Source organism: Aeromicrobium sp. P2_G6 (assembly GCF_056403535.1).
In genome coordinates this window covers 319,910-333,398 of record NZ_JBFUFH010000005.1, presented here as the reverse complement: position 1 = coordinate 333,398, position 13,489 = coordinate 319,910, and the positions used below count along the sequence as shown (strand labels likewise).

Genomic DNA, 13,489 nt, shown 5'->3' with positions numbered 1-13,489 from the left:
ACCAACATGTCCTGCATGGGTCAACCCCATGGCCCCGTCCGGGCTTGGCTTCCCCTGCGGGCTTGGACGGGGCTCGACCTGGTGGTGGGAGTGTGCGGTTTCCAGTCAGGCGGCGATCAGGTTGACACGCCTAGCGTGACGACATGATCGCCGTCCTGACGCCGCTGCTGTACTCCCTCGGACCTGCGGCTCTGCTGCTCGTCATGGCGGTGGTCTTTGCGGAGAGCGGACTGCTGCTCGGATTCTTCCTGCCCGGCGATTCATTCCTGTTCATCTCCGGCGCACTCGTCGCCTCGCACGTCATCGGGCTGCCCGGCTGGCTGCTTGCGGGCTGTGTGTTCGTGGCTGCGGTGGCCGGTGACCAGGTTGGCTACATGATCGGCCGACGATTCGGCCCTCGGCTGTTCTCCCGGCCGAATTCACGAGTCTTTGCTCAGGAGAACGCCCTCCGGGCCCAACGGTTTTTTGACCGTCACGGGTCCAAGGCCGTCGTGCTGGCCCGCTTCTTGCCGATCGTGCGAACCTTCGTGCCCGCCGTCGCCGGCATCGGCCGCATGTCGCGCAAGCGCTTCACGTCGTTCAACCTCGTGGGCGCAGCCCTCTGGTCCGTCGGCATCGTCGTCGCCGGGATCCTCTTCGGCGGCATCTCGTTCATCGCCGCGCACATCGAGCTCATCACGATCTGCCTCGCCGGGCTTTCAGTCGTACCGGGCGCCTTCGCGTACTGGCACGGGCGCCGGGCACGGCCCGACGTGGTGGTCTAGGCAGACCTGGCCGAGGCCGCCGCTGTCTGCGTGCGGCGGCCCCGATCGGATCAGCGCGCCAGGAAGGCCAGCAGCGCGGCGTTGACCTCGTCGGCGTGGGTCGCCAGCATGCCGTGCGGAGCGCCCTCGATCTCGACGTACTCGGCGGCGGGGAGCCGCTTGGTGAACTCGCGACCGGTGGAGTCGATCGGCAGGATGCGGTCGGCCGTGCCGTGCACGATGAGCGACGGGACGTCGACCTTGGTGATGTCGTCGCGGAAGTCCGTCAGCCAGGTGTCCACGACGGCCGACGCCGCAAACCAGGACGAACCGGCAGCGACGGTCCAGCTCGCGCGCACCGCAGCCTCGCTGATGCGGCTGCCGAGGTTCTCGTCGAGGTTGTAGAAGTTCTCGTAGAACGCGTCGAACCACGCGAAGCGGTCGTCCTTGGCGGCCTTGCGGATGCCGTCGAACACGTCGGCCGGCAGTCCGGCGGGGTTGTCGTCGGCCTGCAGCAGGTAGGGCTCGAGCGATGCGAGGAACGCGACCTTCGCGACGCGGGCGGTGCCGTACGTTCCGACGTACCGGCCCACTTCGCCGGTGCCCATCGAGAAGCCGACCAGGACGACGTCCTGCAGGTCGAGGGTCTCGAGCACGACGTTGAGGTCGGCGGCGAACGTGTCGTAGTCATAGCCCGTCGTCGGCTGGCTCGACTGGCCGAAGCCGCGGCGGTCGTACGTGATGACGCGGTAGCCCGCCTCGAGGAGTGCAGCGGACTGCTTCTCCCACGAGTGGCCGTCGAGCGGGTAGCCGTGGATCAGGACGACCGGCTGTCCCGTGCCGTGGTCCTCGTAGTAGAGCTCGATGTCGGTGGAGTTCTCGGTGCCGACCTTGATCTGTCCCATGTCAGTTCCTCTCGAAGTTCAGAGAACGAACGTTCTCCGGTATGCTTTAGACTAGAGAACGATCGTTTTCTACGCAAGTCCCGAGGAGGATGAGTTCATGAGCGACGCGAACACGACCGACTCGCGCAGCATGAGCGACGAGGCGGCCCGCGATCTCGTGATCGCGACAGCGGACCGGCTCTACAACCTCCGCGGCATCCAGTCCGTCGGCATGGACGCCCTGCGCGACGAGTCCGGGGTCTCCCTCAAGCGGCTCTACAAGCTCTTCCCGTCCAAGGAGATCATCGTCGAGGAGGTCCTCCGCAGCCGGCACGAGCGCTGGATGGCGAGCGTCTCGGAGGCGGTGACAGCGGCATCGAGCCCCCGCGAACAGCTGCTCGCGATCTTCGACTATCTCGGCAAGTGGTTCGGCGAGAACGACTTTCGCGGCTGCGGGTTCATCAACTCGTTCGGCGAGCTCGGCGGCACGGTCGAGTCGCTGGCCGGCATCGTCCGCGACCACAAGGCCGACTTCCAGGCGTACGTCGCCCGGCTCGTCGAGGAAGCCGGCGGACCCGCGTGGCTCGGCCCGCAGCTCGCGATCCTCGCCGAGGGCGCCCAGACCACTGCGGCGATCGCCGGCACGACTCAAGCGGCGGACGACGCCCGCCGCGCAGCCGCAATCCTCATGGATGCCGCGGGCCTCGAGGGCTGACAGTCCCGGTCAGCTCATTTGACGATGGTCACCCGGACACCGGTTGAGGTGGTCGCATTGCCGGCTGCGTCAACTGCTGTGGCGGTCAGCGTGTGTGTCCCGGTCACGTTCCCCGTCACCTTCCACGGGAATTGATAGGGCGAAGCCGTTGCGGTGCCGATCTTGGTCCCGCCGTCCAGGTAGTAGCTGACGCTCGCCAGACCCGATGGCGTGCCAGGACTGGTGCCTGCGTCTGCAGCCGAGACGGTCAGCGAAACCTGCGACCCGCGCTTGATGGAAGCGCCGCTGCTCGGGCTGGTCAACGACACCGTTGGGGGCGCGGCGTCGATGCGCACCAGGGTGCTACCGACCGGTTCGGCGGTGGCCCAGTTGTCGGTCGACGACTGGTACCTCACGGTTGACGTCGATGACACGCTGAATGGTCCTGAATAGGCAGTGCCGCTCGTCGCGGGATCGCTTCCGTCGGTCGTGTAGCGCGTGGCTGCACCCGAAGCACCGGGGGTGGACAGCGCGATCTCGACCTGCTTGTCGTACCAGCCGGTCGAACATGCGAGGCCGTTGCACGCGATGCTGGTCGTGGGCGTCGCCGGCGGTGGCGGCGTCGTCGGTGTCGGTGTCGGTGTCGGTGTCGGCGTCGGTGTCGGCGTCGGCGTCGGCGTCGGTGTGGCGCTCCCCGACATGGCCTGGTCCACCGTGCGTACCACCGTGCCGTTGGCGCTGCGCGGCGCGAGCCAGTCCAGGAATGCCGTGAAGGTGGCAGTGGTGACGGTGTTGTCGTTGGTGCACCGGTTGTCGCAGATCCCGTGGAATACCAAGGGCACCCAGCCACCTCCGTGGGTCTCGGCAGCCGTGACGCTTGCCTGGAGGTCGGCGAGCGTGGTGCGGGTGGTCGCGCCCTCTGCTGTCCGGAGCTTGTAGGCGTCCGGAGGCGGAATCGTCTCCGCGTACGGCCCGTCGCTGTAAAGGTCGCCCACGCCTCGGCCCGTGGCGTAACCGCACTCCCGGACGATCTGCTCGGCGGTGGCGTTGACCGCCGCCTCGGGGTAGGCGAACGAGCTCACCGGCGAGAACCCCTGAGCGATCAGGGCGGCGCGGTCATCGCAGACCTCGGTGCGGGCGGTGGAGGCGCTGGCATTGACGAGGTTGGTGTGGTGGAGCGTGTGGCCACCGATCTCGTTGCCGGCATCGGCGAGCTCATGGATCTGGGGCCACGTCATGTAGTAGCCACTGGTCCCCACCATGGCCGAGTTGATGTAGAAGGTCCCCACCAGACCACGCGGTCTCATCATGGACATCGCGGCCGCGTAGTGCGTCGCGTGCCCGTCGTCGAACGTCAGGCTCACGATCGTGTTGGTTGCGCCGGCCGCAGGGGGCGGAACCGCAGCCAGCCCGAGCACGGCCAGCAAGAGCACCGCGAGTGCGGAAAATGTCTTGTAGATGTGCGACGGCATGGGCTCCTCCAGCGAATGCGCAGCTGGCGGACCGCATGTGGCGGGCTCGCACCCGCCATGACCACATTCAAACACGCCTGCGCAGCAAGGATGTCTCCCTCGCTGGGAAATGCGGTTCCCCGCACCCTGACGGGCGGAATGTGCGGTTTTCCGCACCGCATTCCCCCGTTGGGACCATGGATAAATGGCTCACTGAGACAGTGACAGCGCGGCGGACATACGGGCGATGCCGAACTCGAAGGCGACTTCGAGGTCGCCCCCCATGCGAAAGGCACCCGCGAGCTCCATGCTGATGAAGCCGGTGGCCCAGGCCGTGACGAGTCGAGCCCCCTCGAGCACGTCGGCACCGCCCACCAGCTCCTCGACGGCCCGCATCATGGGCGCGCTGGCACGCGCAAGGGCCTCGGCGTCGGCCTCCGCTGAGAGCAGCAGGCGAAAGCCTTCGGGACGTTCGTGCGCGAATGCCCGGTAGGCGCGCGCGACACCCGCGAGAGTTCCGTCGCTCGAGGCCAGCCGCTGCCCGAGCTCGTCGACTGTCGCCGCCGCGACGAGGCCGAGGAGGGCATCCCGATCGCGCACGCGCTTGTAGAGCGATGGCGCACGCACCCCCACACGCTCGGCAACAGCCTGCATCGTGAGACTCGCTGGGCCCCCGACCTCGAGGAGGTCACGACCTGCCGCAACGATCTGGGCGAGCGACGTCCGTTCCGGTGCCGGCATGGGGTTCCTCCTGGGCCAACGGCTATTGACATTAGCCATCATGGCTAATTACCGTAGCCAAGTCAATCACTACTGATCACCAGGAGAACCAGATGAAGCTCGGCCCGCACCTGCAGCGCATCGGCAACGACATCGTCGCGGTCTATCTGGTCGACACCGACGACGGCGTGACCGTCATCGACGCCGGGCTCCCTGGCCACTGGCGAGAGCTGCTCTCCGAGCTCTCCGCCATGGGTCGCACGATCGACGACGTGCGCGGCCTCGTACTGACCCATGGAGACAGCGACCACATCGGGTTCGCCGAAAGGCTCCGACGCGACCATGGCGTACCCGTCTACGTACACACCGATGACGCCGAGCGCGCCCGCACCGGCGACAAGCCGAAGACTGCGGTGGGCTCGAAGCGCCTCGGTCCCATGCTCAGCTTCCTCACGTATGCCTTGCGCAAAGGCGCGTGGCGCTCGACCTATCTGACCGAGGTCACCGAGGTGCGCGACGGCGACATCCTCCCGCTGCCCGGATCGCCCGAGATCATCAGCATGCCGGGACACTCCCCCGGAAGCATCGCGATTCACGTGCCCATCGCGGACGCGGTCTTCGTGGGCGACGCGCTCACGACCCGTCACGTGCTGACGGGTCGGACCGGCATCCAGCCGGCTCCGTTCACCGACGACCCGGCACTCGCCCTCGAGTCACTCTCCCGACTCTCCGGCCTCAAGGCGAGCTGGGTCCTCCCGGGCCACGGCACGCCGTGGCAGGGAGACCTCACTGTGGTGCAGGAGAACGCGCGCAAGGCCGCCGAGCTCTGACGGTGCGTCAGCTGACGTATCGGGAACGGCGAGGCTGCTTGAGTCCCAGCATGTAGGGCAACCCTTGGCCAGCCGCGACGAACGTGTTGCCGAGCCGCGCACCCCAGGACGGCCGGTGCTCCGCGGGCGGCGTGTCATCAAGATCGGCGACATCGACGAAGTATGCCCGCACGGTGCCGATCCCCTCGACGTCCGGCGAGATCTCGCCAACGTGTTGGGGCAGGGACGTCTCGCTGGTGTTGCGCAGCTCCTCGGTGAGCAGGACATACTCGGAAATGGGCACCGTGTTCTTCAGCAGCCGGTGAACGAGGATCACGTCGATCCCCACGAGCTTGACCCGGCCGCTGATGGTCTGGGTTGCGACCTCGCCGACGTGTGCCACGAACTTCAGCTTTAGGTTGCCGGCCTCCTTGCAGCCTCCGCACGGACAAAGGTTGGTCGCAACGTATGCGCGCTCGAGGTGGAACGCTCGATGCATCGCCACGGAGGTCTGCAAGATCTCTGTGAGGACCGAGCCACTGTCGTCCGTGCCGACGCGCCGCGAGAGGAAGGCCGCGTCGCCCTCGATCTCGACCAGATCGAAACTGGGTGCGGCGTTGATCATGCTCTCGAGCAACCGTGCCGTGTTGACCTCCGCGTGGGCGAGGGTCATGCGATGTGAGCTCATGTACTCGGTGTAACCACTGATGTCAGCGATCAGCAGAGACACACGCTCGGAGGTCATGCCTGGCGATCCTAGTCCCGGGTGGGGTCAGTCCCGCGGAGAAGTTCCCGCCTCCGACGGGCCGTCAGGTGCCGGGTCGGGGGCGTAGCGGTGGAGCTGGCCGTCGACTCCCTGCTCTGCCGCCTGCGCACTCGGTGTGTAGCCGAGCACCACCGAGATGAACCGGTCCGAGGTGAGAGCACGAAGCTCGAGAACGCTCCGGGCTCGCACCGTGGCCGTACGTCTGGTGCGTCGCAGCAGCGCGATCTCCCCGAACCCCTCGCCCGGTCCGAGCGTCGCCACGACCCGTCCGTCGCCTACGACGTCAGCCTCACCCGACTCGATCACGTAGTAGCGGTCACCGATCTCGCCTTGGGTGACAACGGCCTGACCGGCTTGCACCGTGACAGGGTCGAGACCGCGAGCCAGCTGCTCGATGGCGGGCAGCGGCAAGGGATGGAACATCGCAACCTTCTGCAGAAGCTCGACATCCACGTCGAGGTCATCCACGGACCGGTCCAGGCGCCGAAGGCGTCGCCACGCTGCAACCGCGAGGACGGGGCACACCAGTCCGATCGAGAACAGCGCTTCCTCGATCCCCAACCACTCGACCAAGGTTGACGCAAGGAGAGCGCCCAGACCGATCGAGACCGCGACGAGGCTCTCCAGGACCCCGAAGACCCGCGCCAGGACCGCGTCGGCAGCCAGCCTGCCGATGAGCGTGAAACCCGCGACGTCGATCAACGCGTTGCCGACTCCGACCAAGGACAACAGGAGCAGGGCGGACGCTTCATGAGGAACGACACCGATGAGAGCGATCGGCAGCCCCCACAGAGCGACCCCGACCGCGAACCAGACACCCAGACGTCCCATCCCGACCAGGAAAGACGCTCCGAGCGATCCCAGGACCGCACCGACACCGACAGCAGCCATCAGAGCTCCGACGCCCGCGTCACCGGTGCCGACCAGCTCGATGGCGACCACGACGGAGAAGACCGTGAGCGCCCCGCGCGTCAGTGCCTGCGCTGCGGCCAGGCCAAGGATGAGCATGAGGTCGCCACTGCGCGTCACCGCGCGGACGCCCTCGACGGCTTCTCTCATCAAGGCCGGGCGGCTCGGTGACGCTGGGCGCGGCGAAGCCTCGTACTGAACCCGCAGCAGGAGGAACCCGGCCCAGAAGGACGCCGCAGTCGCGACAGCGAACACCACGGAAGCGTCACTGACGGCAAGCAGCACGGCAGCCAGGAGTGGACCCGCCAAGGTGGCCACGGAGTCAAGCATCCCGCGCACCACATTCGCACTGGCCAGCTCGTGACCGGTGCGGCACAGCGTCGGCAGAAGCGCGGAATGCGCGGGTCGGAAGAGGGTGGCAGCGATGGTCGACAGCACGGCGAGCGCGTACACGACGACCACCGGACCGGACAGGGCGATCGTCACGGCCGCAAGACCCGTCGCCGCACCCCGCAACGTGCACACGACCACGAGGACCCGCTCGCGCCTTCCGCGGTCGGCGAACGGAGACAGCAACGGCGCGAGGAGCGCCGACGGCACCATCCGCAACAGTCCCACGAGGCCCAGGGCAATGGTCCCGCCGTCGTTGTACGCGACGACACCGAGTGCCACGGTGAACGCCCACTCGGCAGTCCATGCCCCGAGAAAGCTGAGCTGGGCCCGACGCAGGTTGGGGTTGCGCCAGTTGCTCGTGAAGGCTGCTCCTGCCTCACCGAGCCTGCCGCGGAGCCCTCCAACGCGCATGCGGAGACTCTAGAGCCTCGCGGTGTCGCGAACCGGAGAAGCCCCGGGCAAAGAGCGCCCGGGGCTTTTGATCTTGTGGAGCATAGGAGATTCGAACTCCTGACCTCTTCGATGCGAACGAAGCGCGCTACCAACTGCGCCAATGCCCCTCGTGCTGCCCGGCAACTTTATCAGGCGGGTTCAGTGGCCGACGGCGCGGCGTTCGTCGCCGGTGTCGTCGCTGCGCTTGGGCAGCTCGACGTCCTCGCCCTCGATGTGTCCCGAGGTCCAGGCACCGGCCTGACCGAAGTCGATCGTGCGGACCGTGCGGCCGGCGCGAGGCTTCGTGACGTATGTCGGCAGCGTCACCGGGAGCGGGTCCCAGAGCGCCTCACCGGTCGTCGAGACGGACGGCACGGCGATCACGATCTGGTCGTCGAGCGCGTTGGCCTCGAGCGGGAGGTCTTCCATCTGGTGCTTGCGACCGGGGTTGATGTCCTCGAACTGGCCCGAGACGATGATCGTCTGCTCTTCGTCATCGGCGGTCGAGGCAGCCTTCTTCTTGTCGGCCTTCTTGTCCGCCTTTGGCTTGGCAACCTTCGGCTGCTTCGGAGCCTTGACCCGGGAGAGGCCACGCTCGGCGCGCACCTGGACCCGGCACGCCACGAGCCATGCGACGACGAGGGCGACGGGAGCCGCGACCCAGAACGGGGCGATGACCGATGTGCCGGCGAGGCCACCGACGACGGCCGTCGCGGTCAGCAGGGTCAGGAGCGTACGACGGCGCCGGCGTGCCGCGAGGCGTGCCGCGGGACGGTCGAGCGTACGGGCTGTGGGCGGCGTGACCTTCTCGGCGACTGGCGTCTCGGCGACGGGTTCGACGACCGAGGGGCGAGGGTCTGCGACAGGCGCACTGGGCCTGGCGACTGGGCGGGCGATGACGCGGGACTGCGATCCGGATGTCTCGACCGAGGCGTTCTTGCTCGCCTCGTCGTATCTGCGCAGCACAAGGGGCACGAAGTACGCGGCCCAGACGGCCACGACAAACGCGATGATCAACCCACTGCTAGCCACGTGCAAAACGGTAGGCGGTGCGGGACTCCTTACCCGGCACCCACGGCCGTGTGTCGCCTGAGAACTTGTGGGACCTGTGTGACTCGGTGACTCAGGAAGGCGTCTGGAGTCGCTTCATCAGGCCGCCGGGGACGTCTTCGGCGAGCACCTGGAAGATCCGGTGGTCGCGCCACTCCCCCGCGATGTGCAGGAATCGCCGGGCCAGACCGATCTCGGTGAACCCCAGCTTCTCGACAACCCGCAGGCTCGCGACGTTCTCCGGGCGGATCGCGACCTCGATGCGGTGCAACCCGACCGTCGTGAGCAGGTGGTCCGTCACCAGGGCAACGGCGGTCGGCGTGATCGCCCGGCCCGCATGACTCTTGGCGACCCAGTAGCCGAGGCTCGCCCAGCGAGCCGATCCCCACGTGATGCCGTTGACGGTCAGCATGCCGACCATCTCGTCGTCCCACGTCAGCACGAACGGCATCGCCTGACCCATGCGGGCCCGGCGGCGCAGCGTCCCGACCATGCCGACGTACGACGTGGCCGGCGGACCGGCCTCGCGCGGCAACGTCGCTTCCCACGGCCCGAGCCAGTCGGCGTTGTCGGCACGCAGCCTGGCCCACGTGCGGGCGTCGCGACGACGCAGCGGACGTACGCCGATCTGTCCGTGCGTGAGGACGACCGGCCAGCCCGGACTCAGGAGGAGCCCCCGGGGTGATCGCCGCCCATCAGCTGGTCGACCGCATGGGGGATCACGTCGGCGAGCACCTCGAGACCGTCCTTGACCCCGCCGCGGGAGCCGGGCAGGTTGACCACGACCGCCTTGCCGGCAACCCCGGCCAGACCGCGCGACAGCATCGCCGTCGGCACGCCCTTGGCGACGCCGTGAGCGCGGATCGCCTCGGCCACGCCCGGCAGCTCGCGGTCGAGCAGTGGACGGGTCGCTTCGGGAGTGCGGTCGGTCGGGTTGATGCCGGTGCCCCCGGTCGACAGGACGACCGACACTCCGTCGGCGAGGGCTGCCGTGATCGCGTCGGCGACGGGCGCACCGTCGCCGACGACAGCGGGCTCACTGACCTCGAAGCCCCATGACCTCAACGCGTCGACGATCAGCGGGCCGGTCGTGTCCTCGTAGACCCCGGTCGACGCCCGGTTGGACGCGACGACGACGGCTGCCTTCATGCCTGCTCCGTCGCAGGATCTGATCCGGCCCGCGTCCAGTCGCCGCTCTTGCCACCGGACTTGGCGACGACCTCGATGTCGGTGATGCGGGCGAGCTTGTCGACGGCCTTGACCATGTCGACGACGGTGAGCGCTGCGACGCTGACGGCCGTCAGGGCCTCCATCTCGACGCCCGTACGATCTGCCGTCCGCACCGTCGAGGTGATCGCCACGGCACCTGTCCCATCAGGATTGGCCTCGACGGCGAGGTCGACCTCGACCCCACTAATCGCCAGCGGGTGGCACAGCGGGATGAGGTCGGGCGTGCGCTTCGTCGCCATGATGCCGGCGATGCGGGCGGTCGCGATGGCGTCACCCTTGGGCACTCCCTCGCCCCGCAGCAGGGCGAGGACCTCGGCGCTGACCTCGACCCGTCCGCGGGCTGTCGCGGTGCGTGCCGTGACGTCCTTGGCCGTGACGTCCACCATCCGCGCAGCCCCGGACTCGTCGAGGTGGGTCAACCGGTCGGGCATGGTCAGAACGGCCGATCGAGCACGAGCGTGCGCACGGTGTCACCCATGTTGAGCGCGGTCTGGTCCTCGCCGACGATGATCAGGGCGTTGGCCTTGGCCAGCGAGCCGATCAGGTGCGAGCCGTTGCCGAGGATCGGGGTGACCTTGGCGCCGCGGTGGGTGACCTCGAAGACGCCGCGGACGTACTGGCGGATGCCCGGCGTGGACCGCAGATCGGCGGCCAGGACTGCGTGCACCATCGGCCGACGGTAGGGCGTGCGGCCCATCATGCGGCGGATCGCCGGCAGCACGAAGACCTCGAACGAGACGTAGGCCGACACCGCGTTGCCGGGCAAGGTGATGATCGGGGTCTGCTCGTCGAAGACCCGGCCGAAGCCCTGGGGCTTGCCGGGCTGCATCGCGACCTCGACGAAGTCGACCGTGCCGAGCGCCGACAGCGTCTCTTTGACGACATCGTGGTCGCCCTTGCTGATGCCACCGCTCGTCACGACCAGGTCGGCGCGGACCAGCTGCTCGGACAGCACCTTGCGGAACGTACGAGGGCTGTCCTCGACCGCGCCGACGCGGTAGCAGATCGCTCCGGCATTGCGGACGGCTGCGGCAAGCATGTAGCTGTTGCCGTCATGGATCGAGTCGAACTCCAGATGCGTGCCGGGCTCGCGCAGCTCGTCCCCCGTGGAGATCACGACGACGCGTGGACGGGGTCGCGCCTTGGCGCGGGGTGCGCCGAGCGAGGCCAGCAAGCCGATCTCCCGGGGTCCCAGCACGGTGCCCTCAGCGAGCACCGTTTCGCCGGCCCTGATGTCGTCGCCCCTGGGCCGGATGCACGCACCCTGAGTCGTCGGCTCGTAGATCTCGACGCGCGCGTTGCCACGGTCGGTCTTCTCGAACGGGATGACGGCGTCGGCGCCTCGAGGGATCGGCGCGCCCGTCATGATCTTGACCGCGGTGCCGGCGCTGATCGCGAACGGCCGCCCCGATCCAGCGGCGATCTCGCCGACGACCGGCAGCACGACCGGCTGCTCACGGCTTGCGCCGGAGAGGTCCTCGGACCGGATCGCGTAGCCGTCCATCGCGGAGTTGTCGAACAGCGGCAGGTCCGATGGGCTGACGAAGGCCTCGTGCAGCGGCAGTCCGAGCGACTCGACGAGCGGCTGGTCGTATGCGCCCAGGGGGCCGATGCCGCGGAGGATCTTCTCGAGGTGGTCCTCGACGGTCAGCATCCCCTCGCGGATGCTGGCCGGACGCGGCCGCGCGCTCGTCGGTGACGACGGGCCGGGATCAGGGGTCGGCGGTATGACCGGCTGCGTGGGCTCGGTCGGCGCTGCGGATTGGGCCGGCGTGGTTTGGGCGGGCTGCTCGGTCGTTGCTGTCGAGGCGACAGAAGGGGCTTCCACGGGCTCAGCCGGCGCGGGCGGCGCGGCTGGCGGTGCCGGCGCTGGCGCCGGTACGGACTGGGTCTGCTCGCTCTCGGAGGCCGGGCTCGACGGGAATCCGGGGATCGGATCCGGCGGAGTGTCCGAGCCGAGCGGCAGCATGTTCTGCTCCGGCCCGTCGTCGGTTTCTCCTGGTGACATGCGAGTCAGCCTAACTGGGCGCCCGCCGGGACGCTCTGGGCCGCGCCGGAGTCTTCGAGCGTCGCATCGCCGCGCACCGTGACGCCGCGGCCGAAACGCCAGTCGCCCTTGACCGTCAACGAGCGGGCGTCGACCAGCGACGGAGCCTCCGGAATCCGGGCGTTGAAGTCGGCGATCGTCGTGTAGAACCGGCGGTCGAGGTCGACGAGCGGTGCCGAGCTGACCTGCGCCCGAAGGCGGAAGTCCTCACCGACGCCGTAGACGTCCGACCGCAGCAGCATCAGGTCGTTCGTGGTCTTGACCGGCAGGAACCGCGAGCGATCGACCTCGATCGCCGTGGCCCCCTCGAACACCTCGACAGCCGCGCCCATCGCCGACTCGATCTGCACGACCTTGGTCGAGGACGGGTCAGTGGGGTCGACGGTCTTGGCGTTGCGGATCAGCGGCAGGCCGAGGATCCCGTCGCGGGCCTCGAGCGTCGCCTTCATGACCCGCAGGTCGAACCACAGGTTGTTGCAGTGGAAGTACTTGTGCCGCTGCGGGTCGTCGGCCTCCGCAGCATCCTCGGGTGCGACCTGGGCGGTCTCGCGCAGCACGAGCCGGCCATCGCTCTTGCGGACGACGATGTGACCACCCTTGACGTCGGCGGGCGTACGCCGGCAGACCTCCGCGGCGTAGGGGGCGCCCGAGGCGGCGAACCAGCCCATCATCGCGGGATCGGGAGCCGATCCGAGGTTGTCGGCGTTGGAGACCGTCGCGTAGCGGTATCCGGCGTCGAGCAGGGCGTCGAGGATGCCGGAGACCTCGAGGGCGGTGTAGAGGTCGCCGTGACCCGGCGGGCACCACTCGAGCGAGGGATCAGCCGGCCAGTCGACCGGGGTCAGGTCGTCGGCACGGAGCTTGGGCTCGCGGTTCTGCAGGAAGTCGATCGGCAGCCCCTCGACCTCGAGGTCGTCATACTTTGCCAGCGCGGCCAGCGTGTCGTCGCGCGTGCGGAAGCTGTTCATGAACAGCAGCGGCAGGCGTACGTCGAGGTCTTGGCGCAGGTGACGCACCTGGCCGACGATGACGTCGAGGAACGTGAGGTCAGGTCGTACGTTGAGCAGGGTCTTGGCCCGGTCGAGGCCCATCGACGTGCCGAGCCCGCCGTTGAGCTTGATGACCGCGGTGACGGCCGCCGCCGCCCGGCACTCCTCGTCGCTCAGCTGGAGCGAGCCGGCGTGGTCGATGCCGTCGAGCGGATCGACGTCCGCCTCGCGGATCATCCCGCTCTCGCCTTGCTCGAGCTTGGCGTAGAACGAGGAGAAGACATCGATCGCGCGCTGGGGCACTCCAGCGTCCGTCATGCGCTGCTGCGCCATCACCAATCCCGACATTGCACATACGCTAGCGTCAGCAGA

Annotated in this window: 14 protein-coding genes and 1 tRNA gene; 3 read left to right on the top strand and 12 right to left on the bottom strand. The window is 68.3% G+C overall.

What is annotated here, in order from left to right; translation table 11 throughout:
* Nucleotides 1-143 precede the first annotated feature (143 nt).
* The gene (locus tag AC1DVU_RS17330) at nt 144-764 is read left to right on the top strand and encodes a VTT domain-containing protein (RefSeq protein WP_476923709.1); all 621 of its coding nucleotides are present in this window, start codon (nt 144-146) and stop codon (nt 762-764) included.
* A 50-nt stretch (nt 765-814) separates the two neighbouring features.
* Here AC1DVU_RS17330 and AC1DVU_RS17325 read toward each other — a convergent pair whose 3' ends face one another.
* Nucleotides 815-1,648 (bottom strand): alpha/beta fold hydrolase, encoded by an 834-nt coding sequence (locus AC1DVU_RS17325; protein WP_476923708.1) that lies wholly within the window; start codon nt 1,646-1,648, stop codon nt 815-817.
* Between the two features lie 97 nt (nt 1,649-1,745).
* Here AC1DVU_RS17325 and AC1DVU_RS17320 point away from each other — a divergent pair, with 97 nt between their 5' ends.
* Nucleotides 1,746-2,342 (top strand): TetR/AcrR family transcriptional regulator, encoded by a 597-nt coding sequence (locus AC1DVU_RS17320; RefSeq protein ID WP_476923707.1) that lies wholly within the window; start codon nt 1,746-1,748, stop codon nt 2,340-2,342.
* A gap of 14 nt (nt 2,343-2,356) precedes the next feature.
* On the opposite strand, the gene AC1DVU_RS17315 is transcribed toward AC1DVU_RS17320, so the two are convergent.
* Together AC1DVU_RS17315 and AC1DVU_RS17310 are read right to left on the bottom strand one after the other, a co-directional pair.
* Entirely contained in the window at nt 2,357-3,793 is a 1,437-nt protein-coding gene (locus tag AC1DVU_RS17315; protein WP_476923706.1) for a polysaccharide deacetylase family protein, read from the bottom strand.
* A gap of 189 nt (nt 3,794-3,982) precedes the next feature.
* Nucleotides 3,983-4,513: a TetR/AcrR family transcriptional regulator gene (locus AC1DVU_RS17310; protein WP_476923705.1), complete on the bottom strand. Its 531-nt coding sequence runs from the start codon at nt 4,511-4,513 to the stop codon at nt 3,983-3,985.
* 92 nt (nt 4,514-4,605) lie between these two features.
* On the opposite strand from AC1DVU_RS17310, the gene AC1DVU_RS17305 reads away from it, so the two are divergent.
* Entirely contained in the window at nt 4,606-5,322 is a 717-nt protein-coding gene (locus AC1DVU_RS17305) for an MBL fold metallo-hydrolase (RefSeq protein ID WP_476923704.1), read from the top strand.
* A gap of 7 nt (nt 5,323-5,329) precedes the next feature.
* On the opposite strand, the gene AC1DVU_RS17300 is transcribed toward AC1DVU_RS17305, so the two are convergent.
* The 9 genes from AC1DVU_RS17300 to AC1DVU_RS17260 form a co-directional block, all read right to left on the bottom strand.
* Nucleotides 5,330-6,046 carry a DUF2652 domain-containing protein gene (locus AC1DVU_RS17300; RefSeq protein ID WP_476923703.1) on the bottom strand — a complete coding sequence of 239 codons (717 nt, stop codon included), beginning with the start codon at nt 6,044-6,046 and terminating at the stop codon, nt 5,330-5,332.
* A 27-nt stretch (nt 6,047-6,073) separates the two neighbouring features.
* On the bottom strand, nt 6,074-7,780 hold the full coding sequence (locus AC1DVU_RS17295; RefSeq protein WP_476923702.1) for an MFS transporter: 1,707 nt from the start codon (nt 7,778-7,780) through the stop codon (nt 6,074-6,076).
* 76 nt (nt 7,781-7,856) lie between these two features.
* Nucleotides 7,857-7,929, bottom strand: a tRNA-Ala gene (locus tag AC1DVU_RS17290).
* Nucleotides 7,930-7,960: 31 nt separating this feature from the next.
* Nucleotides 7,961-8,833 carry a divisome protein SepX/GlpR gene (gene sepX, locus AC1DVU_RS17285; protein WP_476923701.1) on the bottom strand — a complete coding sequence of 291 codons (873 nt, stop codon included), beginning with the start codon at nt 8,831-8,833 and terminating at the stop codon, nt 7,961-7,963.
* 91 nt (nt 8,834-8,924) lie between these two features.
* Complete coding sequence (locus tag AC1DVU_RS17280) at nt 8,925-9,464, bottom strand: GNAT family N-acetyltransferase (protein ID WP_476923796.1); 540 nt, start codon at nt 9,462-9,464, stop codon at nt 8,925-8,927.
* A gap of 50 nt (nt 9,465-9,514) precedes the next feature.
* The gene (locus AC1DVU_RS17275; RefSeq protein ID WP_476923700.1) at nt 9,515-10,000 is read right to left on the bottom strand and encodes a MogA/MoaB family molybdenum cofactor biosynthesis protein; all 486 of its coding nucleotides are present in this window, start codon (nt 9,998-10,000) and stop codon (nt 9,515-9,517) included.
* Nucleotides 9,997-10,512 carry a cyclic pyranopterin monophosphate synthase MoaC gene (gene moaC, locus AC1DVU_RS17270; protein WP_476923699.1) on the bottom strand — a complete coding sequence of 172 codons (516 nt, stop codon included), beginning with the start codon at nt 10,510-10,512 and terminating at the stop codon, nt 9,997-9,999. Before moaC ends, AC1DVU_RS17275 begins: the two co-directional genes overlap by 4 nt.
* Before the next feature lie 2 nt (nt 10,513-10,514).
* Nucleotides 10,515-12,089: a molybdotransferase-like divisome protein Glp gene (gene glp, locus AC1DVU_RS17265; RefSeq protein WP_476923698.1), complete on the bottom strand. Its 1,575-nt coding sequence runs from the start codon at nt 12,087-12,089 to the stop codon at nt 10,515-10,517.
* A 5-nt stretch (nt 12,090-12,094) separates the two neighbouring features.
* Nucleotides 12,095-13,465: a UTP--glucose-1-phosphate uridylyltransferase gene (locus AC1DVU_RS17260; protein WP_476923697.1), complete on the bottom strand. Its 1,371-nt coding sequence runs from the start codon at nt 13,463-13,465 to the stop codon at nt 12,095-12,097.
* Nucleotides 13,466-13,489: the final 24 nt, after the last annotated feature.

What these genes read in the sequence shown, in the direction of transcription:
- AC1DVU_RS17330 (WP_476923709.1), top strand. Translation starts at nt 144, where the DNA reads ATGATCGCCGTCCTGACGCCGCTGCTGTACTCCCTCGGACCTGCGGCT.
- AC1DVU_RS17325 (WP_476923708.1), bottom strand. Translation starts at nt 1,648, where the DNA reads ATGGGACAGATCAAGGTCGGCACCGAGAACTCCACCGACATCGAGCTC.
- AC1DVU_RS17320 (WP_476923707.1), top strand. Translation starts at nt 1,746, where the DNA reads ATGAGCGACGCGAACACGACCGACTCGCGCAGCATGAGCGACGAGGCG.
- AC1DVU_RS17315 (WP_476923706.1), bottom strand. Translation starts at nt 3,793, where the DNA reads ATGCCGTCGCACATCTACAAGACATTTTCCGCACTCGCGGTGCTCTTG.
- AC1DVU_RS17310 (WP_476923705.1), bottom strand. Translation starts at nt 4,513, where the DNA reads ATGCCGGCACCGGAACGGACGTCGCTCGCCCAGATCGTTGCGGCAGGT.
- AC1DVU_RS17305 (WP_476923704.1), top strand. Translation starts at nt 4,606, where the DNA reads ATGAAGCTCGGCCCGCACCTGCAGCGCATCGGCAACGACATCGTCGCG.
- AC1DVU_RS17300 (WP_476923703.1), bottom strand. Translation starts at nt 6,046, where the DNA reads ATGACCTCCGAGCGTGTGTCTCTGCTGATCGCTGACATCAGTGGTTAC.
- AC1DVU_RS17295 (WP_476923702.1), bottom strand. Translation starts at nt 7,780, where the DNA reads ATGCGCGTTGGAGGGCTCCGCGGCAGGCTCGGTGAGGCAGGAGCAGCC.
- AC1DVU_RS17275 (WP_476923700.1), bottom strand. Translation starts at nt 10,000, where the DNA reads ATGAAGGCAGCCGTCGTCGTCGCGTCCAACCGGGCGTCGACCGGGGTC.
- moaC (WP_476923699.1), bottom strand. Translation starts at nt 10,512, where the DNA reads ATGCCCGACCGGTTGACCCACCTCGACGAGTCCGGGGCTGCGCGGATG.
- glp (WP_476923698.1), bottom strand. Translation starts at nt 12,089, where the DNA reads ATGTCACCAGGAGAAACCGACGACGGGCCGGAGCAGAACATGCTGCCG.
- AC1DVU_RS17260 (WP_476923697.1), bottom strand. Translation starts at nt 13,465, where the DNA reads ATGTCGGGATTGGTGATGGCGCAGCAGCGCATGACGGACGCTGGAGTG.